At 62.7% G+C, this 20,992-nt stretch carries 19 protein-coding genes and 1 tRNA gene; 13 read left to right on the top strand and 7 right to left on the bottom strand.

The features are described 5' to 3' along the window. Positions 1–5: 5 nt before the first annotated feature. Positions 6–1,283: an aspartate aminotransferase type Ic gene (locus ACR9ZN_RS13460; RefSeq protein ID WP_434956949.1), complete on the bottom strand. Its 1,278-nt coding sequence runs from the start codon at positions 1,281–1,283 to the stop codon at positions 6–8. An 87-nt stretch (positions 1,284–1,370) separates the two neighbouring features. Next, a complete protein-coding gene (locus ACR9ZN_RS13455; protein WP_481272438.1) occupies positions 1,371–2,246 on the bottom strand; it encodes a LysR family transcriptional regulator in 876 nt (291 codons plus the stop codon). A 118-nt stretch (positions 2,247–2,364) separates the two neighbouring features. Between ACR9ZN_RS13455 and ACR9ZN_RS13450 the strand changes: the two genes are divergently transcribed. From ACR9ZN_RS13450 to ACR9ZN_RS13435, 4 genes are all read left to right on the top strand, one after another. Then, on the top strand, positions 2,365–3,171 hold the full coding sequence (locus ACR9ZN_RS13450; RefSeq protein WP_481272437.1) for a GNAT family N-acetyltransferase: 807 nt from the start codon (positions 2,365–2,367) through the stop codon (positions 3,169–3,171). Then, entirely contained in the window at positions 3,168–4,388 is a 1,221-nt protein-coding gene (locus ACR9ZN_RS13445; RefSeq protein WP_481272436.1) for an MFS transporter, read from the top strand. Before ACR9ZN_RS13450 ends, ACR9ZN_RS13445 begins: the two co-directional genes overlap by 4 nt. Positions 4,389–4,458: 70 nt before the next feature. Continuing rightward, positions 4,459–5,991 (top strand): acyl-CoA carboxylase subunit beta, encoded by a 1,533-nt coding sequence (locus ACR9ZN_RS13440; protein WP_434956945.1) that lies wholly within the window; start codon positions 4,459–4,461, stop codon positions 5,989–5,991. Between the two features lie 521 nt (positions 5,992–6,512). Continuing rightward, the gene (locus tag ACR9ZN_RS13435) at positions 6,513–7,271 is read left to right on the top strand and encodes a hypothetical protein (protein WP_481272435.1); all 759 of its coding nucleotides are present in this window, start codon (positions 6,513–6,515) and stop codon (positions 7,269–7,271) included. A gap of 338 nt (positions 7,272–7,609) precedes the next feature. On the opposite strand, the gene ACR9ZN_RS13430 is transcribed toward ACR9ZN_RS13435, so the two are convergent. Further along, positions 7,610–9,496, bottom strand: a complete 1,887-nt coding sequence (locus ACR9ZN_RS13430) for a caspase family protein (RefSeq protein ID WP_481272434.1) — start codon at positions 9,494–9,496, stop codon at positions 7,610–7,612. Positions 9,497–9,717: 221 nt separating this feature from the next. Between ACR9ZN_RS13430 and ACR9ZN_RS13425 the strand changes: the two genes are divergently transcribed. From ACR9ZN_RS13425 to ACR9ZN_RS13415, 3 genes are all read left to right on the top strand, one after another. Further along, entirely contained in the window at positions 9,718–11,733 is a 2,016-nt protein-coding gene (locus ACR9ZN_RS13425) for an acetyl-CoA carboxylase biotin carboxylase subunit (protein WP_481272433.1), read from the top strand. A 159-nt stretch (positions 11,734–11,892) separates the two neighbouring features. Then, entirely contained in the window at positions 11,893–12,567 is a 675-nt protein-coding gene (locus tag ACR9ZN_RS13420; RefSeq protein ID WP_454814346.1) for a Crp/Fnr family transcriptional regulator, read from the top strand. A gap of 102 nt (positions 12,568–12,669) precedes the next feature. Continuing rightward, the gene (locus tag ACR9ZN_RS13415; RefSeq protein WP_068292206.1) at positions 12,670–13,101 is read left to right on the top strand and encodes a hypothetical protein; all 432 of its coding nucleotides are present in this window, start codon (positions 12,670–12,672) and stop codon (positions 13,099–13,101) included. 13 nt (positions 13,102–13,114) lie between these two features. Here the strand turns inward: ACR9ZN_RS13415 and lipB are convergent, their stop codons facing one another. Beyond that, on the bottom strand, positions 13,115–13,894 hold the full coding sequence (lipB, locus tag ACR9ZN_RS13410; RefSeq protein WP_481272432.1) for a lipoyl(octanoyl) transferase LipB: 780 nt from the start codon (positions 13,892–13,894) through the stop codon (positions 13,115–13,117). A gap of 147 nt (positions 13,895–14,041) precedes the next feature. Here lipB and ACR9ZN_RS13405 point away from each other — a divergent pair. Next, positions 14,042–14,126, top strand: a tRNA-Leu gene (locus ACR9ZN_RS13405). Between the two features lie 62 nt (positions 14,127–14,188). Here ACR9ZN_RS13405 and ACR9ZN_RS13400 read toward each other — a convergent pair. Beyond that, positions 14,189–14,959, bottom strand: coding sequence for a polysaccharide deacetylase family protein (locus ACR9ZN_RS13400; RefSeq protein ID WP_481272431.1), 771 nt, complete (start codon positions 14,957–14,959; stop codon positions 14,189–14,191). Positions 14,960–15,460: 501 nt separating this feature from the next. Here ACR9ZN_RS13400 and ACR9ZN_RS13395 point away from each other — a divergent pair. Then, entirely contained in the window at positions 15,461–16,207 is a 747-nt protein-coding gene (locus ACR9ZN_RS13395) for a glycoside hydrolase family 25 protein (protein WP_434959654.1), read from the top strand. 47 nt (positions 16,208–16,254) lie between these two features. Here ACR9ZN_RS13395 and ACR9ZN_RS13390 read toward each other — a convergent pair whose 3' ends face one another. After that, entirely contained in the window at positions 16,255–16,518 is a 264-nt protein-coding gene (locus tag ACR9ZN_RS13390; protein ID WP_434956937.1) for a DUF3253 domain-containing protein, read from the bottom strand. A gap of 844 nt (positions 16,519–17,362) precedes the next feature. On the opposite strand from ACR9ZN_RS13390, the gene ACR9ZN_RS13385 reads away from it, so the two are divergent. The 3 genes from ACR9ZN_RS13385 (at position 17,363) to ACR9ZN_RS13375 (ending at position 19,000) form a co-directional block, all read left to right on the top strand. Continuing rightward, a complete protein-coding gene (locus ACR9ZN_RS13385; RefSeq protein ID WP_434956936.1) occupies positions 17,363–18,007 on the top strand; it encodes a glutathione S-transferase in 645 nt (214 codons plus the stop codon). Then, positions 18,007–18,426, top strand: coding sequence for a DUF1489 family protein (locus tag ACR9ZN_RS13380; RefSeq protein WP_481272430.1), 420 nt, complete (start codon positions 18,007–18,009; stop codon positions 18,424–18,426). Before ACR9ZN_RS13385 ends, ACR9ZN_RS13380 begins: the two co-directional genes overlap by 1 nt. A 205-nt stretch (positions 18,427–18,631) precedes the next feature. Then, complete coding sequence (locus tag ACR9ZN_RS13375; RefSeq protein WP_434956934.1) at positions 18,632–19,000, top strand: hypothetical protein; 369 nt, start codon at positions 18,632–18,634, stop codon at positions 18,998–19,000. A 70-nt stretch (positions 19,001–19,070) separates the two neighbouring features. Here the strand turns inward: ACR9ZN_RS13375 and ACR9ZN_RS13370 are convergent, their stop codons facing one another. Next, positions 19,071–19,646, bottom strand: a complete 576-nt coding sequence (locus ACR9ZN_RS13370) for a PAS domain-containing protein (RefSeq protein ID WP_454814337.1) — start codon at positions 19,644–19,646, stop codon at positions 19,071–19,073. Positions 19,647–20,239: 593 nt separating this feature from the next. Between ACR9ZN_RS13370 and ACR9ZN_RS13365 the strand changes: the two genes are divergently transcribed. After that, on the top strand, positions 20,240–20,989 hold the full coding sequence (locus ACR9ZN_RS13365; RefSeq protein WP_454814335.1) for a rhomboid family intramembrane serine protease: 750 nt from the start codon (positions 20,240–20,242) through the stop codon (positions 20,987–20,989). Positions 20,990–20,992 lie beyond the last annotated feature (3 nt).

The following is a 20,992-nucleotide window of genomic DNA, read 5'->3' as shown; positions in this document are numbered from 1 at the left end:
ATCCTTTACGCAGCCATGCGCTTTTCACACGCCGCCAGCAAGGTGCAGAGTGCCACGGCATCGGCGGCCAGCTTTACCTCGGCGAGGCTCGGATAGGTCGGCGCGATGCGCAAGGTCCGGTCCTCAGGGTCCCTGCCGTAAGGATGCGTGGAACCGGCCGGGGTAAGCGCCAGGCCGGCGGCCTTGGCGAGCGCCACTACGCGGGAGCCCGTGCCCTCTAGCACATCCAGAATGATGAAGTAGCCGCCGGCAGGCCTGGTCCAGCGCGCGAAGCCATGGCTGGCGAGCCGGCGTTCGAAGGCTTCTTCGACTGCCGCGAATTTCGGGGCGATCAAGGAACGGTGCTTTTCCATATGGGCGTGGATGCCGTCGAGATCGCGCAGGAAGCGGACATGGCGCAATTGGTTGAGCTTGTCGGGGCCGATCGTGCGCTTGCTCGCATTGTCGAGATACCAGCGCACATTGGCGGGGGAGGCGGCGATAAAGGCAAGGCCTGCGCCGGCGATGGTGACCTTCGAGGTCGAGGCGAAGACAACAGCCCTGTCGGCATTGCCTGCTGCCGCGCAGGCCTCCAGGATGTTGGCGAGATGCGGCCGGGTGTCACCGAGATGGTGCAGCGCATAGGCGTTGTCCCATAGGATGCGGAAGTCCGCGGCTCCCGTCTTCATGCGCGCCAGGCGTTCGACCACGGCGTCTGAATAGGTCTCGCCGCTGGGGTTGGAATATTGCGGTACGCACCAGATCGCCTTGACCTTCGGGTCGGCGGCCAGGCGCTCGACTTCGTCCATGTCGGGGCCTTCGCCGGTGAGCGGCACCGGGATGAGCTTGATGCCGAAGGATTCGCTCAAGGCGAAATGCCGGTCATAGCCCGGCACCGGGCAGAGGATGGCGATCTCCTCTTCCTTGCTCCAGGGCTTCTGCCCGCCGGGGACACCGCGCAGCAATGCATAGACATGGACGTCGTGCATCAATGCCAGACTGGAATTGTTGCCGACGATGACCTGGGCGGCGGGCGCGCCGAGCACCGGCGCAAACAGGTTGCGCACCTCGGCCAGTCCCTGCAGGCCGCCATAGTTGCGGGTGTCCTCACCGGCTTCGCTGAGATGGTCGCGGTTGCCGGGCAGAGCGAGCATGCCTTCGGCAAGGTCGAGCTGTTCGGGTGCCGGCTTGCCGCGCGTCATGTCGAGGGAGAGTTTGCGGTCTTTCAAGGCCTCATATTCGCGCGTCAGTTCGCCGTGGAGGGCAGCGAGGGCATCGGGGCGCAGTTCGGCCAAGCTCGACATGGGGTTTTCCTATCGATGAGGATGAGCACGTCGAACTAACGCGCTGCAGCGAAAGGTTCAAGCGCTGGTTTCAATTCCTCGATCATCTCACGCCAAGGTCTGCAGGGCTCGAAAGACTTCCTTCAGACCGCGATGAAGTGGCTTGTCGCGTCGGAGCACCACTGCCAGAGTTCGATGCAGGAGGGGAGCCAGGCTTCGTACGGTGAAAGCCGTTGCCTCTGCCCGAACCGCCATTTTGGGCAGGATAGAGCACCCGAGCCCTGCCTTGACCAGTTCTTTGATCGCTTCGACGCTGCCCAGCGACATCACCGGTTTGGGCGACAATCCTGCCCGAGCAAACCATTCGTCGCCGATGCGCCTGGTATTGCCTCCTGGCTCGAAAAGCAGCAGCGGCAACTCGGCGACCACTGCTGCCGTCGCCTCCTGCGTGAGCGTCATGCCCGGCGGGCCGATCAGCAGGAACGGGTCATCCAGCACGGGAACGATCTCCAGGGAACGGCTGGAGAGCGGCAATGCGACCAGGCCAATGTCGAGGCGATTGTCTTCGACTGCCTTGGCGATCTCAGCCGTATTGCCGGTGGAGATGATAATTTCCAGGTTCGGAAAGGCTTGCCGCAATTTCTTGAGAACCGGTGGCAACAGGAAGATGCAAGCCGTCGCGCCCGTACCGATGCGTACCTTTCCCATGACCTTTCCGTCATGGCGCGCCACGGCTTCCAGCGCCGCCTGCACTGCGGCATCGATTTGGGCGACGTGGAGCAGGAGGTCTGCGCCGGCCGCCGTCGGTCTTGTCCGGCGGCCAACGCGCTCGACCAACAAGGTGCCGAAGCGCCGCTCCAACTGACGGACCTGCAGGCTGACGGCGGGTTGCGTCAGGTTCAGCCGTTCCGCCGCCGCCGAGAAACTGCCGAGCTCGACGACATCGGCGAAGGCTTTGAGGTGGTCGAGATTGAGGTTGTTCATATCGGAGTTATTCTCGTACCAAAAATTTTCTTATGCTTTGCATGATTTTCCAAAGCTTCATTTATTTCAAGCGAGGAGCAACAATCCGGCCGGTTTCACAAAACGGGAAGAACGCGAGATGGCAGAGCACCTGTCGCTGCCGACGGCATTCATGGCAGCTGTCAGGGGAACGGGGCGCTATCTCGCTTTGTCGCCCCGGTCATGCCTGCATCAGCGGGCGGCATTGCGAGAACTCGACGACCGTTTGCTGGCCGATGTCGGCGTCACCCGGCGCGGAGCGCTGGCCGGTCACCCCGTGGCGACGAGGAGCGATCCTGCTATGAAGGGATGCAATCAGGCGATGGCAATGACAGCGAATCGGATGGAACCAGCCGCCAACGCCGCTGCGATCCTCGTGCGGGATGCCCGCGAGAGCGACATGGCGGCGGTGCAGCCGATCTATGCCCACCACGTGCTGCAGGGGCTGGCGAGCTTCGAGGAAGTGCCGCCAAGCCTGGATGAGCTGGTTTCGCGCCGCCGCGGCGTTCTCGCCCAGGGACTGCCCTATCTCGTGGCGGAGGCGGAAGGGCGCGTGGTGGGCTACAGCTACGCTACGGCCTACAGGCCACGCCCGGCCTATCGCTACACCGTCGAGGATTCCGTCTATGTCGCCCCGGACATGGGTGGGCGAGGCGCTGGTCGCCTCCTGTTGGAGGAACTGATCGCCCGCTGCGAGGCCGGCCCCTGGCGTCAGATGCTGGCCATCATCGGCAATAGCGGCAATACCGGTTCGATCGCCTTGCATCGGCGCCTGGGCTTTTCCGAGGCGGGCGTGCTGACATCGGTCGGCTTCAAGCTCGGGCGTTGGGTCGACACCGTACTGATGCAGCGTTCCCTCGGGATCGGGAATGGCGCGCCGCCCCTCGACAGCGAGGCCGGGCGGTGATCGAGCGTCGTACCGTCCTTTGTCTCGGCCTTTTCCAGTTCGTGGCCTGGGGCGCCACCTATTATCTGGTCGGCGGCTTCGGCGAGCGGATGGCCGAGGACCTTGGCTGGTCGCGCGACATCGTCTATGGCGGCTTTGCCCTGGCTCTGCTGATGATGGGACTGGTTTCGCCGCTCTGCGGGCGGCTGATCGATCGTCACGGCGGCCGCGGCATGATGGCGACCGGATCGGTGCTCGCCGCCCTGGGATGCCTGGGGCTGGCCGCCAGCCATTCCCTGCCGGCTTATTTCGCCGCCTGGCTGGTGTTGGGCGTGGCCATGCGGCTGACGCTTTACGATGCCGCCTTCGCCGCCCTGGCGCGCGTCGGTGGGGCCGATGCGAGCCGCGCGATGGCCCAGATCACACTGCCCGGCGGACTTTCTTCCACTGCGTTCTGGCCGTTGGGAACGGCGCTGGCCAATAGTCTAGGCTGGCGGGGAGCCGTCCTCGTCTATGCCGGCCTGATGCTGGCGATGGCACCGCTCGCTTTGGCGTTACCTACAATTCGTCATCGCGACAGGCCGGTACCCAATGCGGAGGACTCCCGGCCGACGTTCGGCGGAACCGGTTCCGGCCTCCTTCTTGCCGGCGTGCTCTACGCCCTGATCACTACTATCATGAATTTTCTGAACGCCGGCATGTCATCCCACATGATCGCCATCCTGGCGGGGCTTGGCCTCGCTCAGACCTCGGCGGTCTGGGTCGCGACGCTGCGGGGCATCGGCCAGTCCGCCGCGAGGCTTGCCGAGATCTTGTTTGGCACCCGCCTGCATCCGCTCGCGCTCAATCTCCTGGCCTGCTCTCTTCTGCCGCTCTCCTTTGCCGCAGGGTTCGCCGGTGGCTACTCGTTGGCGGCCGCCATGCTGTTCGCCCTTGGCTATGGCGCCGGCAACGGCCTCGCAACGATTACGCGGGGCACGGTCCCGCTCGTTCTGTTCGACCATCGCGCCTATGGCGCCATCACCGGCCGCTTGCTGGCGCCGAGCTTCGTCGTTTCGGCCGGAGCGCCTGTCATCTATGCCCGCGTGATCGAATGGTGGGGCCAAGAGGGGGCGCTCGTCCTCTCCCTGGCGCTGGCCGGCATCACACTGGCCGCGGCCTTCCTGCTCAAGCTGCGTTTTGCGCCAACAAGCGCCGGTTCCTGTGGAATTTCGCCGGGGAATGGCGGAGCACGATGAAATCCGGGCGATATCGCTGTATGGAACAAGGCGCGGCAGGTTCAAACAAGAGCCGCGGGAAGCGCCCTTCATGAAGCATATCCTGGCCGAACTCCAGTCACGCCGCACCCAGGCCCTGCTGGGCGGTGGCGAAAAACGCATCGCAGCACAGCACGCCAAGGGCAAGCTTACCGCACGCGAGCGCCTGGAATTGCTGCTCGATGCCGGTTCCTTCGAGGAATTCGATGCCTTCGTCGAGCATCGCGCCGTCGATTTCGGCATGGACCGTGCGCATATCTCTGGCGATGGCGTCGTCACCGGCTGGGGTACGGTGAATGGCCGCAAGGTCTTCGTCTTCGCCAAGGACTTCACGGTGTTCGGCGGCTCGCTGTCGGAGACCCACGCCACCAAGATCAACAAGATCCAGGATATGGCACTCAAGAACCGGGCGCCGATCATCGGTCTGTTCGACGCCGGTGGTGCCCGTATCCAGGAGGGCGTCGCTGCGCTCGGTGGTTATGGCGAGGTGTTCCGGCGCAATGTGCTGGCCTCCGGCGTGATCCCGCAGATCTCGTTGATCATGGGTCCTTGCGCCGGCGGCGACGTCTATTCGCCGGCGATGACCGACTTCATCTTCATGGTGAAGGACACCAGCTACATGTTCGTCACCGGCCCCGACGTCACCAAGACGGTGACCAACGAGACGGTGACGGCCGAGGAACTCGGCGGCGCTTCGGTGCATGCCGTACGCTCCTCCGTGGCCGACGGTGCCTATGAGAACGATGTCGAGGCCTTGCTTCAGATGAGACGGCTGATCGACTTCCTGCCGGCCAATAATTGCGAGGGGCCGCCGGAGATCCCGTCCTTCGACGATATCGAGCGGCTCGAGCCCTCGCTCGACACGCTGGTGCCCGACAATCCCAACAAACCCTATGACATGAAGGAGCTTGTCACCAAGCTGGCGGACGAGGGGGACTTCTTCGAGATCCAGGAGAAGTTCGCGCGCAACATCATCACGGGCTTCGCGCGCATTGCCGGGCGGACCGTCGGCATCGTGGCCAACCAGCCGATGGTGCTGGCCGGCGTGCTCGATTCCGACGCCAGCCGCAAGGCTGCTCGTTTCGTGCGCTTCTGCAACGCCTTCGAGATCCCGATCGTCACGCTGGTCGACGTTCCCGGCTTCCTGCCCGGCACGGCGCAGGAATATGGCGGGTTGATCAAGCACGGTGCCAAGCTCCTGTTCGCCTATTCGCAGGCCACGGTGCCCCTGGTGACCGTGATCACCCGCAAGGCCTATGGCGGCGCCTATGACGTCATGGCCTCCAAGCATGTCGGGGCCGATGTCAACTATGCCTGGCCGACCGCCCAGATCGCGGTGATGGGCGCCAAGGGAGCCGTGGAGATCATCTTCCGCCAGGACATGGATGATCCGGAAAAGATCGCCAAGCACGTCAAGGGCTATGAGGACCGATTCCTCTCCCCCTTCGTCGCCGCCGAGCGCGGCTATATCGACGAAGTGGTCCAGCCCTCACAGACGCGCAAACGCGTGGCGCGCGCCTTGGCCATGTTGCGCAACAAGCATGTCGAGGCTCCGCGCAAGAAGCATGACAACATCCCGCTATAACGGTCAGTCTCAAACTTGAGACTGACCGGGATGGCTCCACCGGTTATTTCGCTTGCCGTAGGGGAAAATAACAAAACATGGTGAATCCCGCGAGCGGCGTTTCCCGCATATCCGCTGCGCGAGGCGCACCTCGCAGGGCAGGCCTGCGGCTGCGGCATGGCTGAACCCTGAAAAGGGTTTGATATCAGATAGATATCAGGTGTATCGGATCGGCCTCTTTACATCAGCTCTCTCGTCGAGCCCTCGGCGGCCGCCAAGCTCAAAGCTGTGAATGATCGGATTTCGGCCCGACATTGCCACAGGATTGTGGCGAACAGCACATTCTTTGGCCATGTGCGGCCCTTAGGGTGAGACTCATTAACGCCAGTTTGAGTGATCCAGGCTCAAATTGGGTTTCATGAGGCGCCGCGAGTTAGGCGCAAACCAAGGCAAGGCACGACCCCATGGTGACGTCACCTATCGCAACTCTAGTTGAGCCCGCTCTGGAGCGTGGTTCGATCGAGGATTCCGAAGTTCAGCAAATGCGTCAGCGTTGGCAGGACGGCGCGCTGCTCCAGGCCGCCGATGCCGACGCACTCTTTGCGCTTCAGGGCGTATTGGCAGGACGCAACAAGAATTTTAACGCCCTCTTCGAGGAAATGCTGACGGCTTTCGTCCTGGATCGTAACGAACCCAAGGGCAGCATTTCCAAGGAGCAGGGAGCCTGGCTCCTTTCGATGCTCGATGGCGGCGAGGGATTGGTGGCCAATGCCGCCGAACTCGGTCTGCTGATCCGACTGGTCGAGCAGGCTGACAGCGTGCCCGACGAACTGGCCAGCTTCGCGCTGCATCAAATCCAGCACGCTGCGATGACGGGCGAGGGACCGGCCGCCAAAGGCCGCATCCATTTCTCCCGCGTGATCGACACGCAGGATATCGCCAGCATGGCTCGTCTTTTTCAGGTCGAGAGGGGCGCCAAGCGCCGCATCATCTCGCGCCAGGAAGCCGAGATGCTGTTCGATATGGCCGAAGGCTGCAACAGTGAAGATCCGGCCTGGGACGGACTGTTCGCCGAAACCATTCAGGCGCATCTGCTGGCCACCAACCAGCCGAGCGATACGGGTGGCCGCTCGCTGACCACGCCAGTGGTCCTGGCCGATCGCGACAGCGCCTGGCTGAACCGGCGCATCCAGCACGATGGCCGGGTAAGCCGCGCGGAGCGGGCTCTGCTGGCCCTGGTCGATCCGCGCCAGATGGCGGCGACCAACAGCTGGGACAAGCCGATCAGCCAGATGATCTGACCGGCTCGAGCCCATTGACCGATGTCATCGAATGCCGGCCCCGGGGCCGGCATTCTGCTTTTCCAGCAAGGTGTTGGTTGCCAAGCAGATTCTTCCTGATCGGGCCATGGGCACGATCAGGAAGAATCTGCAGGATTTCAGACATTTGCAGAGTTTCCTGACGAGCCCCATCCGTGGACCTCGTCAGGAAACTCTGCTTAGGGATGACTCTCGATATGAGGCTGTTCATCCTTAGAGCAAAGCGCATTCATGACGGAACGCTCGTTTGCTTTAACGCTTCGTTTCGACGCGTCTTTGCGATTCTGGGCGATTCCACCAAATCGCAAAACGCTCCAGCTTCACCGGCCCGCCAGCTTGCGCAGGGCGGAGCGGGCCTGTTCGTTGAAGCTGGCGGTGATCGGGCCGTTGTAATAGCCCCGGGCCTTGAGCTTGAGCAGCATCTCGGAGTGGAAGCGCGGAGACCACGCCTTGGCGTTGGTCAAGAGCTCATTGAGCTCGAACTCGGAACCGCGCTCCAGGGCCTTGAAGGCGTAGTTGGCGGCTTCCACCGGATTCTTCGCGGTACCACGGCCGTTGTTGTAATAGGAGGCGAGGCTGGCCAAGCTGTTGGTGTCGCCGAGATCGGCAGCCTTCCGGTACCAGCGCAAGGCCTCGGCATAATCGCGCTTCGTGCCTTTGCCGCCCTCATAGAGCAAGGCGATGTTGGCGTGGCTTTCCACATCGCCACGGTCGGCGCCCTGGCGATACCAGCGCATAGCTTCGGCATAGTCCCGCGGCACGCCGAGCCCGAGCTCGTAGAGATAGCCGATACTGACATAGGAATTGGCATAGCCGCCATCGGCCGCCTTGCGGAACCAGCGCATGGCTTCGGCATAATCGCGCGGCACACCGGTGCCCTCGCGATAGAGGAAGGCCAGATTGTGAGCCGCGGCGAGGCTGCCGGCCTCAAAGGCCTGCTGGTAGGTGGCGAAGGCTTCGGCGTGGCGCTTGGCGGCATCGAGGGCGCGCCCATATTGAAAGAGCAGCCGCTTGGTCCCGGGATATTGCTGCAGGCCGCCGTTGCAGGCCGCGACGGCCCGGGCGGCATCGATCTGCCCGAACAGCACGCCGGCGCCGACCCGGTCCGGATCCAGGGGGCTGGCGGCCAGCCTGTCGCATTCGGTTTCAGGCGGTGGAACTGCCGGTCTCACCGGGGTGACGGCCGCCGCCTGCTTCTGCGGGGGGCCGGGATCGGGCGCTGTCTGTGGGATGACGGACGGTATGGTCTTGGTGGTCGCCAGCGCCGAGAGTTCCTTAATGCGCTTGTCGGCCAACTCGCCGAAGAAGGTGTTGGCATAGCGCTTGCGGAAGGTTTCGAGCTCGCCAATATCCGTGCTGCCCCGCAGCGTCGGCCAGATCTGCGAAGCCTCGCCGAAAAGCGCGTCCGTGGCGGGAGGGGCGCCGGCTTGGGCCGGTGCTGCCATCAGGGACAGGACGCCGCCGCCGAGCGATCCGTTGACGAAGGGCTGTTGCTGGTTCCCGGTATCGGCCATGACGTCGTCGCGCACATTGCCGAGCATGATGCGGACATCGATGCCGGGCTCGATGATGCGCTTGATCAGCGAGGCGGTGAAAGGGCTGTTCAGGCCATTGCCGTCGGCGGCCACGGTGCCGGCTGCTGCCGAATAGGCAATCAGCGTGTTGGTGCTGGCCGGCTCGGCACGAGCCAGGCCGCGCGAGACCGCCCGATTGCTGTTGCTGCGGCCCATGCGCGGCAGGAAGGGATTGTTGCGACAGGCATCCAGGATCACCAGCTTGAGGCGGGAGGCTCCTTCGAGCGAGCGCAGCACCCTGTCGAGGGTCACCGCCTCATCCTCGACGTCCCGGTCCGTAGCAAGGCGTGCATCCACCGGCAGCAGATAATTGATGCCGTTGAGTTCCATGCCATGGCCCGAGTAATAGATCACGGCCACGTCCGCCGTTGCAGCTTGCGTTTCGAACGCTCGCAGCGCCTGCACCATGCCCTGACGGGTGAGGTCGTTTTCGGGCTGGATCACGGTGAAGCCGGCCTGGTTCAACGCCGCCTTCATGCCACTGACGTCATTGGGCGGATTGATCAGTGCCGTGGCGTTCTGATAGCGGGCATTGCCGATCAGCAGGGCAACGCGCTTGTCGGCGTGGGCCGCGCCGGCGGCGCACCACGTGCCCACGAATATCGCGAGCGCCAGGACGATCCTCATATGCATGCGGTCCCCACCACCCTTGAAGCCAGGCTGGATCTTAGCAAAGGGGCGGGGAGCGTAAAGCGTGGAGGGAACAGGGATATGGCCGGAAGCACCCCGATGCCGCGATCAGCGGTGTACGTCGCCTGAATCTCCAAGCCGACTTATTGCGTACGGCCGAAATCTATGAGACGCCCTAGTCAAGGGCAGCGAGCCCATTCGAGCCATCCTGGGTGATTGCGGGCATGTTTTCCAAAGTTCTGATTGCCAATCGCGGAGAAATTGCCTGCCGCATCATCAAGACGGCACGCCGGATGGGCATCGCCACGGTCGCCGTCTATTCCGATGCCGATCGCGATGCCCTGCACGTCGAGATGGCGGACGAGGCCGTCCATATCGGCCCGCCGGCCGCGGCTCAATCCTATCTACAGATCGAGAAGATCATCGAGGCCTGCCGCCAGACCGGCGCCGATGCGGTGCATCCTGGTTACGGCTTCCTGTCGGAGCGGGAGGCCTTTGCCACGGCGCTCAAGGAGGCCGGCATCATTTTCGTCGGTCCCAATCCGCATGCCATCGCGGCGATGGGCGACAAGATCGAATCCAAGAAGGCCGCGGCGGCGGCGGGCGTTTCCACCGTACCCGGCCATCTCGGCATCATCGAGGATAGCGCGGCGGCCATCCGCATCGCTACGGAGATCGGCTACCCCGTGATGATCAAGGCCTCCGCCGGCGGCGGCGGCAAGGGCATGCGCATCGCCCATTCGGCCGCGGAGGTGGAGGAGGGCTTCCGCCTGGCGCGTTCCGAGGCGAAAGCGAGCTTCGGCGACGACCGCGTCTTCATCGAGAAGTTCATCGTCGAGCCCCGCCACATCGAAATCCAGGTCCTCGGCGACAAGCATGGCAACGTCATCCATCTGGGGGAGCGTGAATGCTCGATCCAGCGCCGCAACCAGAAAGTGATCGAAGAAGCGCCGTCGCCTCTGCTGGATGCGGAGACGCGGGCCCTGATGGGGGCCCAGGCCGTCGCGCTCGCCAAGGCGGTCAATTATGATTCCGCCGGCACCGTCGAGTTCGTGGCCGGGCAGGACAAGAGCTTCTACTTCCTGGAGATGAACACCCGCCTGCAGGTTGAGCATCCCGTGACCGAACTGGTGACGGGCATCGATCTGGTCGAGCAGATGTTCCTCGTCGCTGCCGGCGAAAAGCTCGCGCTGAAGCAGTCCGACATCAAGCTCTCCGGGTGGGCCGTGGAATCACGCGTCTACGCCGAGGACCCGCTGCGCAATTTCCTGCCCTCGATCGGCCGCCTGACCCAGTATCGCCCACCGGCCGAACGGCGCGAGAAGGGCGTGACGGTTCGCAACGACACCGGCGTGTTCGAGGGAGGCGAGATCTCGCTCCACTACGACCCGATGATCGCCAAGCTCTGCACGCATGCCCCGACGCGTGCCGGCGCGATCGCCGCCATGTCGGATGCGCTCGACGGCTTTGCCATCGAAGGCATTCGCCACAATATTCCCTTCCTCTCGGCGCTCATGCAGCATGAACGCTGGAAGGAAGGACGGCTGTCGACCGCTTTCATCGCCGAAGAGTTCCCCGGCGGATTTTCGGTCAGCCCGCCCAAGGGGGCGGTTGCTGACAGGCTGGCGGCGGTTGCGACGGCAATCGACCATATCCAGAACCAACGCAAGCGCAGCATCAGTGGGCAGATGGTCGGCAAGCCCGTGGTGTTCGAGCGCCGCCGCATGGCGGTTCTCGGCGACACCGCCTTTACCGTCGAGGTGGACGAGGCGCGCGGGGAGATGCAGGTGACCTTCCTCACGCCGGAAGGGGCGCCGGAGCGCCTGGTGACACTCACCTCGGACTGGAAGCCCGGCCAGCCAGTATGGTCGGGCCGCATCCACGGCGAGCTGGTGTCCATGCTGGTACGGGCGATTCCCAACGGTGTGGTGCTGGCCCATCGCGGCACCGCCGCCGATATCCGCATCTACACCCGGCGCGAAGCAGAGCTAGCCCGCCTGATGCCGGTCAAGAACAGCACCGCGCTTACGACGGCCTTGCTGTGTCCGATGCCCGGACTGGTCCGGGCCATCGAGGTCGTCGAGGGGCAGGAGGTCAAGGCCGGGGAGGCGCTCTGCGTCGTCGAGGCCATGAAGATGGAGAACGTTCTGCGTGCCGAGCGCGACGCCACCGTCAAGAAGATCCGCGTCAAGCCGGGCGATACGCTGGCGGTCGATGCGGTGATCATGGATTTTGCCTGATACCGAGAGGCATTTTCAATGCGTCTTGGTTCTATCTGATGATTTTCGCCAAATCTTTGATTTGGTGTCGAAAACCGTCAGGCGTTTGCATCTCGGATGCGTCAGCATTTTCGAGACTTGGTATGTCAGTCCGGCATTTGCGGTCGAGGGAGAGTGGGTTTGAGCGTCTGGGACCAGTTCTTCAGCTGGGGCGCGCTCCCTGGCCACATCGCCTATGCCATCATCGCCATCTCCTATCTCCTGACCAACATCTTCTGGCTGCGGCTGGCGGCGGTGGTCGGCATTGCCCTGGAGGTTGTCTATTTCCTGTTCAGCGGCTCGGCTGTCTGGCCGTCGATCGCCTGGGACAGCGCCTTCATCCTGATCAATCTGGTGCAGCTCGGCATTCTCCTGCGCGACCGTCTCAGTCTCAAGCTCTCCGCCGACGAACAGGCTTTCATCAAGCCGATCGTCGGCGATCTCGACAAGGCGCAGATTGCCCAGCTTCTGCGGACGGCCGAATGGCGCACTTTGGAACCGGGCTCGGTGGTGACCACCGAGGCCGATCCGGTGCATGAGCTCACTTTCATCTGTGAAGGCCAGACCGAGGTGCGCGTGCGCGACCAACTCGTTGCCCATGTCGGTGCCGGGGCTTTCGTCGGGGACGTGTCCTTTGCCACCGGCGTACCGGCGACCGCAACGGTGATCACGGAAAATGCCGTACGCGTGCTGGCCTTCGACCAGGACAAGCTCAAGGCGCTGTGCAAGCGAGACGAGCAGATTGCCCACGCCCTCTATCGGCGAATCGGCGGCGGGCTGGCCGACAAGATGCGGGTGGCAACGGGGCGGCTGTAGCAAGGCAAGATGCCGGCAAGTCGACTCAAAACTTCGAAACGCGACGTTAACCCCCGGATGTTACAGACATATCCAGCTTGGGTTCAGTACGTTGTCAGGACAATGCTGTCAGTCGTCATCTTGCGTTTGCTGCTATCGCCTTCCGGGGCGATCGATCGCGTTGCCTTCACCGCCGGTGTCGTGCTGCTGGCGGCGCTTACGGTCGGCGGTCACCATGCCCTGCAAGGCTGGAGCGGCCCCTATGGCTTGGGCTCCTTCGCCTTTGTTGCGGCCATTGCCTGGTCCGCCATCTGCCTTTCACGCAAGCGCCTGCATGATTTCGGTTGGTCCGGCCTGGTGATCCCGGCCTTTCTGAGCCTCTATCTGCTGGCCGTCGCGATCGCGATCTTCTTTCTCGACCGGGGTGCCCTGGCGTCCTGGCAACAGGCTCTGGCGACATTCGGCCTGTTCAGCGGCCCGATGGTCGGCTGGCTGATCGCACTGGCCATCATACCGGGCAACGGACTCGCCTCCAGTGCGAGAACGAGCTGGTAGGCGCAAAGTCCGCTCAAACCAATGCCTTGGCGGCATTTCCCGATTCGATATCTGCCCTCGACAGGCGCGTCTCTCCAAAGATCGGTTCGAAGGTCTGGCGCAAGGCAAGGTCGACATCCTCCAGCGTCACCGGCAGCCCGAGATCGACCAGACTGGTCACGCCGTGGTCGCGGACGCCACAGGGTACAATGCCGGAGAAATGCTCGAGATCGGGTTCCACATTGATAGCGATGCCGTGGAAGGAGACCCAGCGCTTGAGGCGGATGCCGATGGCGGCGATCTTGTCCTCGGCACCTTCGCCGCGCTGGGGGCGCCGAACCCAGACGCCGACCCGGTCCTCGCGGCGTTCGCCGCGCACGTGAAAGGCCCAAAGCGTTTCGATCAGCCAGGCTTCCAGCGCCGTCACCAGCCGCCGCACGTCCTGTCGGCGGCGCTTGAGATCGAGCATGACATAAGCCACGCGTTGGCCGGGGCCGTGATAGGTGTATTGCCCGCCGCGCCCGGTCTGGTGCACCGGGAACCGGTCGGGAGCGACCAGATCCTCGTGCCTGGCCGAGGTGCCGGCGGTATAGAGTGGCGGATGTTCGAGCAGCCAGACGCATTCGCCGGCCACCCCGTCCGCAATTGCACCTGCTCTGGCCTCCATCGCAGCGACGGTTTCCTCATAGGGACTGAGGCCCGCGATCACCTGCCACTCCACTGGCGGAGAATCGCTGCCGGGCAGGAGACGATGGTCGAGGGCATTGCGGCTGGTCACTGGATCGGTTCCAATCGGGGTGGACAGGCTCTTCATATCGGCGGATTTTGGGGCTTCGACAAGGGCTTGCATGCGAAGTGCAGGAAAAGCGTGAATTGCCCTTGCTGCCCTGTGATCGATCTGTTAGACGATGCGCCGCTTCACATGGCGACACGGTCTTCGGATCGGCCCTGTGCAGCAACCGCGGTCATGGCGGAATTGGTAGACGCGCTACCTTGAGGTGGTAGTTGGGAGACCAGTGGAGGTTCGAGTCCTCTTGACCGCACCAAATTAGAGCAAGGCTCCGGAAAGGCGATCCAGCGATGGATCGCCTTTTTGTTTGGCTGGAGTCTATTGCGGCGCGGCGCGGCGGGCCTTGCCAACAGGCTTGCCCTGGTTGGCGAGGATGCGCTCGGTCTGGGAGAACCAGCCGGCGGGAGCAGGTTTGGTTTCGAGTTCACCGGGGCCGGGCACGATATGCACGATTCGAAAGCCGCGCCTTTTGAGTTCCTGGAGAAACTGAGGCAGCATCGCCACGGTGCGCGGCTGGATGTCGTGCAGGAGCACGATGCCGCCTTTGTTCTTCTCGAGTCGCCCGAGCACCAGCTTGAGTTCCTCCTGTGGCGTTTCGGGCTCCCAATCGCTTGCCCACAGATCGGCGCCGAACGCCACGATGTCGAGCGAGGCCAGCCATTGGTTGAGGGCTGGGGAGTCGGCAAAGCCGGGAAAGCGGAAGAAGGGCTGGTGTGGACGCTCTCCCGCCGCACCCCAGACGGCCCTGTCGACGGCACGGTAGCCGTTCTCGATATCGGCTCGAGCTCGTTCGAAGGACAGGCGGCGCAGGATGGGATGGGTCATCGAATGATAGCCAACGGTATGTCCTTCCCTCGCGACCCGGGCGGCGAGGGCGGGTGCGGCAGCGGCGTTGCGGCCGATCATGAAGAAGGTAGCTTTCACGCATTGGCCCGAAAGCGTGTCCAGGATCTTTTCCGTGCGTCCGGGCATGGGACCGTCGTCGAATGTCAGAACCACCTCTCCCGGCGCCAGCAGCAAGGTCTGGGGATAGGTCTTGAGCCCGACCGCGCCGCCGCCCACGGTGCCGACAGGCAGCGTACGCGACACGCCCAGCGCCTCCGGCGGGCAACCCGCGAGGCTGGATGCAGGCAGGGCGCAGGCGAGCGCAGCAGCCAGGCAGAGTATCCCGGCGAGGCTCGTCCGCGGGTCTCGCCAGGATACTCTGCAAATGCTTGATATCTTGCAGATGTCTCCTGATCGCGCCACGAGCACGATCAGGAGACATCTGCTTAGGGCCAAGACTTTCATGACGGGTACGACCGAAAATGGGGGAATGATTCGCCTGATAAGCACTTTGCGAGGCGAGTCTTCAAAGATTTTTGTCGACAGTGAGATGCGGTTAAGCTTCTCTCTCTATCCTGTGTTTCCAGTCGTTGAAGTGCCGAAGCGTTTTGCGATTCGACGGACTCACCTTGAATCGCAAAGACGCTCTAGCCAATCCGTTGGATTGGCTTGGAAACGATGAGTTGGAGCAAACAAGCGTTCAGTCATGGACGCGCTTTGCGCCAGACGGAATGGCCGTTCATAATGGGTTTCACAATGCGATCGCTGTCGCGCTTCATCCAGCACGGGTTTCTTGCAGCGGGTGTGCTGGTGCTCAGTGCCTGCTCGACCGTTCAGCAGGCCTACCCCGAGGCGAACAAGTTTCCGGTGCATGGCATCGACGTCTCGAAATATCAGGGCATTATCGATTGGAATGCCGCTGCCCGGGGCGGCGTGCGCTTCGCCTATCTGAAGGCGACGGAAGGTGGCGACCGCGTCGACGACAAGTTCAGGGCGAATTGGGAGGGAGCCCGCGCTGCGGGCATACCGACAGGCGCCTATCATTTCTATTATTTCTGCCGGCCGGTGGAGGATCAGGTCGCCTGGTTCAAGACCCATGTACCACCGGCAAGCGACGCCTTGCCGCCGGTTCTGGACATGGAGTGGAATCACCTTTCGCCGACCTGCAAGCTGCGTCCGCCCGCCCCGAAGATCCATGCCGACATGGCGGTGTTCCTACGCGAGATGGAGCGCTTCTACGGCAAGAAGCCGATCATCTACACCACGGTGGATTTCCATCGCGAAATCCTGACCGGTGAACTGGAGGCCTATCCCTTCTGGGTGCGCTCGGTGAAGGGCCATCCTTCCGAGCGCTATGGCAAGCGTTCCTGGGCCTTCTGGCAATATACCGCCACCGGTTCAGTGCCGGGAGTCCAAGGGCAGGTGGACCGTAACGCCTTCGCAGGGTCCGAGCAGCAATGGCAGGACTTCCTGGCTCAGAACGTCGCCACAGGCAGCATCGCCGCCAATTGAGGCTGCGTATGTCGACAGAGGGAGCTTCCAGGCGCCCTCTGCAATGTCTAATCGATCCGTACCGGCCCCAGTCGATAAACGCCCTTGAAGTCGTCAGGGTCGGCTGGAGCGCCCTTGCGATAGATCATCAGCCGGCCCTCCTTGGCCAGACGCACGACGATGCGACGAAGCGGCTGCATCAGCGGCCCCCATTGATCGGCAGCCTTGCCTCCAACCTCCTGAGCAATGTCAGAGGGGGCGAGGGTCTTGCCTACCGGCAAAGTTGCGATCAGGCGCAGCGCCGTCTGTTCGAGAGCGTCCTTGTCTACCATTGAACTCACGATCTGGATACGGAAGCGGCGCTTCCCTACTAAAGTTTTGCTGAGCGGCTTCCGTCGCCATGAAACGGAATCCGCTCTATGAGCCTGAAATTCCAAGCCTAAGCTGAACAAAGCGGCCGTTGGTTTGGGATTACCCGGGAAGGCTTGCCCTGCCGGGGTCGGTGTTTGTTCAACAGCCGGCTGTACCGGGGGGGCAATTGCGGATTGGACCAGCACCGGCTGGCACACTGGGAGTTGGTGAAGGGCTGTCGACCCGCGGCGCGCTAGGAGCCGCTGATGGGCTCTCGACCCGAGGGGCGGGTGCAGACCAGCCAGGGCGTGACAAGCCGGGAGAACCGCCAACATTCGAGGTGATCGGAGGTCGTCCGCCGGAGGGGGCGTTCCGCCAGCTGAAATCACCGCCTGGAGTCGGTCCCGGACCCGTGCCGGGGCCTGTACTGGGACCTGGTTCCCCAGGAATCGGCCGACCGGGGCGTGGGCGACCTGGGTAGCGATCGCGACGGTCGCGACGATGATCGCCGTAATAGCCGCCACCGTAATAGCCAGGGTCGCTATAATAGGGGCGGTCGGCGTAACCGCCCTCTGGCGTGACGCAGCTTGCGAGGGGGAGGGTGAGCAGGCCGGCAAGCACGAGCATTTTCTTCATGGGTACGACTCTCAGACGCGTTGCAGTTCGTGGATCGAACAATGAAGGCGCTCCCGCCGGCTTGCAACCGGATGTTTGGCACCAGGGTCGTTTAACTGAGCAGTCATACGGTATGTTGACGGAGGCAAATCTCCGTTTGCGCGCCCGTGCAGGAGGCGGCATGGTGCGGCCGGTGCTGGAGTACGCCCCTTGAAACTGATCATCGGCAACAAGAATTATTCTTCCTGGTCCATGCGTCCCTGGCTTGCGGCAAAGTCGGCCGGTTTGAGCTTCGAGGAACAGATCATCTGGCTGCGTCATCCCGAAACGTCGGCGATGATCAAGGCGACCTCGGCAGCCGGCAAGGTGCCCATTCTGATCCATGGCGACATTATGGTGCACGAATCCATTGCCATCCTCGAATATCTGGCCGAGATCGCGCCGGAACTCTGGCCTGACGATCGCGAGAGCCGGGCTCACGCCCGTGCCATCAGCGCGGAGATCCATGCCGGGTTTCTGCCGCTGCGCCGCAACTGTCCGATGAATATCAAGCGCCGCCCGAGGGCGATCGCGCTCGACGACGAAACCCAGGCGAGTGTGGAAAGGGTGGTCGATCTCATCATCGATTGCCGCACACGCTTCGGTGGTGGCGGCGATTTCCTGTTCGGCGCGAAGTTCAACAATGCCGATGCCATGTGGGCACCGGTGGTGAACCGCCTGCACGCCTATGACGTCAAGGTGCCGGCCGCGGTGCGGCGCTATATGGATGCGGCGATGGCGACGCCGATGTGGCGTGAATGGGAAGCGGCCGCGCTCGAAGAAACCGAAACGATCGTCGATATTGATTCAGTGTGATGAGCCTTAATCTGATTAAGCTGTGCGTCGGCGCCGAATCGATCGCCGACCTCGAGGAGTGGATCGCCCTGCGCCTGCGCCTGGCGGGCGAGCAGATCCACACCACCCGGATGATGCCGAAGAACCGCGAGGCGATCCTCGGTGGCGGCTCGCTCTATTGGGTGATCAAGGGCATCGTCTCCTGCCGCCAGCGCATCACCGATTTGCGTGCGCGCCGTGACGAGGACGGCATCTCGCGTTGCGATATCCTGCTCGATCCGGTGGTCGTCGCGGTCGATCCCCGTCCGCGCGGTCCCTTCCAGGGCTGGCGCTATCTCAGCGCGACCGATGCACCGCAGGATCTTGCCAAGGCCGGCACGGCCGATGCCGACCTGCCCATCGAGCTCCAGCGCGAGCTGCGCACCATCGGCCTCGTGTGAGCCGAAAGGCCATCCTGGCCGGTTGCAACAAAGCTGCAAGGCGTGTTCACGCTATAGTCACACACCATGCGTCATTATGGCACGTAATCGCCGCTTACCTGTCCGTCATTCGTTATCGAGCGTTAACCATGACGTGTGCAGGATGGCACTTCGAAGTTTCACCGCTCTGGCATCATGGCCGTAAGTTGAGTGGATGGAGGACGCCATGTTGATCGCAAGTACAGAAGGGCAGGGCTGGTGCTACGAAGTCATCGCGCAGTCTGACGGCTTTCTCGTCCAGGTTCGCGATCTCGATACCGGTGAAGTTTCCCTGAACGAAACCACGTTGTTCCGCACTTCGCCTGTGGCCTTGGCTTATGCCGATATGGCAGCCGCAGCGGACCGCTTCGCTGCGTCACGGCTCGACGAGGTTGAAGAGGTCGAGGACTGGCAGGCCCTCGCCGACGATTATCATCACGAGCTGGATCGTTTTACCACCATTCGCGACCGTCTGTCCGATGATGGCGTGGGTGGTGCCTTGCTTCGCTGCAGCCGGGCAGGTTCCCTGCGCGATCAGGCCCATCGACTGCACTAAGTCATTTTTCCAGAGTAGTTGATGGACTTGTCGGTAAAAAACGCGTCGGAACCAAGAAATATTCTGCTGATCAGGCGGTAGCCTTGCCACCCTCGACCAAGGTGAGATGGCCATAGCGCCGGGCTCCGCTGGGCAAGGCTGAGCGACGCTGGATGCGGGAAGCCGCCGGGATTTCTTCCACCGCGACGATATCGAAACGCGAAATGGGATGCAGGCCGATCCAATAGGGTGTTTCGCCCGGGGTAAGGCTGCCGAGGATGCGCGAATTCGCCTTGCCGCGATGATGGAGCGGCAGAAGCAGCAATTCCAAGTCGAGACGATGGCCTTGCAGCGTGCTGCCACTCAGCGTGATCACCCGCGCCGTGAGGTCGAAGGATACCGCCGTCACCAACTCCGCCAAGGCAGCCGGATCAGCCCATCGGTCCAGCAACGAAGCGCCGCGCAACTCCTGGCCCAGCAGGGCGCACATGCGAGTTCCGGCCAGGCGGAAAGGAAAGCTGCGGCTCTTGTCGATCTCTACGATGAAGGTATCGCCGAGAACCCGGCGGATGGCGGCCGGATCGATGTCGACGCGTTCGGGGGCCGGCCGCTGACCGCGCAACTGATCCCAATAGCCATAGAGGTCGCGTGTCGCCGTATTCTTCATTGGTCAGCCGCCCCTTGAGCAAAGCGCGTTCATGGCTGAACGCTTATTTGCTCTAACTCCTTGTTTCGACGCGTCTTTGCGATTTTTTGGCGCTGCCTTCAAATCGTAAAACGCTTTGAGCAAAGCGCGTTCATGGCTGAACGCTTATTTGCTCTAACTCCTTGTTTCGACGCGTCTTTGCGATTTTTTTGGCGCTGCCTTTAAATCGTAAAACGCTTTGAGCAAAGCGCGTTCATGGCTGAACGCTTATTTGCTCTAACTCCTTGTTTCCAAGCCAATCCGACGGATTGGCTAGAGCGTCTTTGTGGTTCCTTGCGGATCACTGGACGCTATTGGCATGTTCCGATTTGGGATCGGCCCATGCCTTCGCTTCAATCATCACGAACGACCTTCGTTCGAACGTCGCTCCAGCCCGCCATAGGCGGGCTCGGAGGTGACGATAGCACCGGCGGGGGAGAGGGGGGCAGAGGGCAGGATGGTTACCGCCTGGAAACGAATTATTAATGTTAACAAAAGGTTAATGGTGCCGAATCGATGTTAAGAAAGGCGGGGCGGATGGTCATGGCTTCCTCCTTGCTTTAGGAGACACCTCTTTGTCATTGAAATCGCGCGGCAATATCGATCCGCCAGCGGCCTTTAACGTGCCGGCGGTCGTCCTGCTGCTCACCGGCCTCATCGTCGCCGTTCACATTGCACGGGCCGTGATGCCCGTCAGCTGGAGTGCCTGGCTGGTCGGCATCTTTGCCTTCACCCCCCTGCGCTACGACCCCGCGATCGGAGAGAGCATTGCCTGGCCCGGGGGGCACCTTGCCGATATTGCCGGCTTCCTGACCTGTTTCTTCCTTCAGTCCGATCCTGGCACGCTGATGATCAATGGCGCAGCCATGCTGATCCTGGGGGCAGCAGTGGCCTGGCGCTTCGGAGCCTGGCGGTTCCTGGCCTTTACAGCGCTATGTACCGTCGCAGGCTCGTTCACCTGCCTGCTGTTCTACTGGGGCAGTGCAGCAGCCATGGTTGGGGCAGGCGGTGGCTTGTCGGGCCTGTTCGCAGCCTCCATCCATTTCCTGTTCAAGGGCGGGTCGGCCATGGCGGCTTTTCGGGTCGCCGGCGGTGCGGCATTTCGCAAGCCGGCCTGGACCTTGCGGGACGCTCTGGCGGACCAGAATGTGCGCATCTGGCTCGCCGTCTTCGCCTTCATCACGGCGTGGAACGCCGTCAGCCCGCTGATTATAACCACTTCGCAGGTGATGCCCGGTTGGCCGGCCAACATAGGCGGCTTCCTGGCCGGCCTGCTTCTCTTTCGTTTCTTTGACCGCCAGCCACGGTTGCGGCGGGTCGTCTGAAAC

Source organism: Labrys sp. HAY1-8F, assembly GCF_056754975.1.
Note: the sequence above shows the minus strand (reverse complement) of the source record. Positions and strands in the feature narration are given on the sequence as shown.

Excerpts from the sequence above, each read along its gene's own strand:
- ACR9ZN_RS13460 (WP_434956949.1), bottom strand. The coding sequence starts at position 1,283 with ATGTCGAGCTTGGCCGAACTGCGCCCCGATGCCCTCGCTGCCCTCCAC.
- ACR9ZN_RS13455 (WP_481272438.1), bottom strand. The coding sequence starts at position 2,246 with ATGAACAACCTCAATCTCGACCACCTCAAAGCCTTCGCCGATGTCGTC.
- ACR9ZN_RS13450 (WP_481272437.1), top strand. The coding sequence starts at position 2,365 with ATGGCAGAGCACCTGTCGCTGCCGACGGCATTCATGGCAGCTGTCAGG.
- ACR9ZN_RS13440 (WP_434956945.1), top strand. The coding sequence starts at position 4,459 with ATGAAGCATATCCTGGCCGAACTCCAGTCACGCCGCACCCAGGCCCTG.
- ACR9ZN_RS13435 (WP_481272435.1), top strand. The coding sequence starts at position 6,513 with ATGCGTCAGCGTTGGCAGGACGGCGCGCTGCTCCAGGCCGCCGATGCC.
- ACR9ZN_RS13430 (WP_481272434.1), bottom strand. The coding sequence starts at position 9,496 with ATGCATATGAGGATCGTCCTGGCGCTCGCGATATTCGTGGGCACGTGG.
- ACR9ZN_RS13425 (WP_481272433.1), top strand. The coding sequence starts at position 9,718 with ATGTTTTCCAAAGTTCTGATTGCCAATCGCGGAGAAATTGCCTGCCGC.
- ACR9ZN_RS13415 (WP_068292206.1), top strand. The coding sequence starts at position 12,670 with ATGCTGTCAGTCGTCATCTTGCGTTTGCTGCTATCGCCTTCCGGGGCG.
- lipB (WP_481272432.1), bottom strand. The coding sequence starts at position 13,894 with ATGAAGAGCCTGTCCACCCCGATTGGAACCGATCCAGTGACCAGCCGC.
- ACR9ZN_RS13390 (WP_434956937.1), bottom strand. The coding sequence starts at position 16,518 with ATGGTAGACAAGGACGCTCTCGAACAGACGGCGCTGCGCCTGATCGCA.
- ACR9ZN_RS13380 (WP_481272430.1), top strand. The coding sequence starts at position 18,007 with ATGAGCCTTAATCTGATTAAGCTGTGCGTCGGCGCCGAATCGATCGCC.
- ACR9ZN_RS13375 (WP_434956934.1), top strand. The coding sequence starts at position 18,632 with ATGTTGATCGCAAGTACAGAAGGGCAGGGCTGGTGCTACGAAGTCATC.
- ACR9ZN_RS13370 (WP_454814337.1), bottom strand. The coding sequence starts at position 19,646 with ATGAAGAATACGGCGACACGCGACCTCTATGGCTATTGGGATCAGTTG.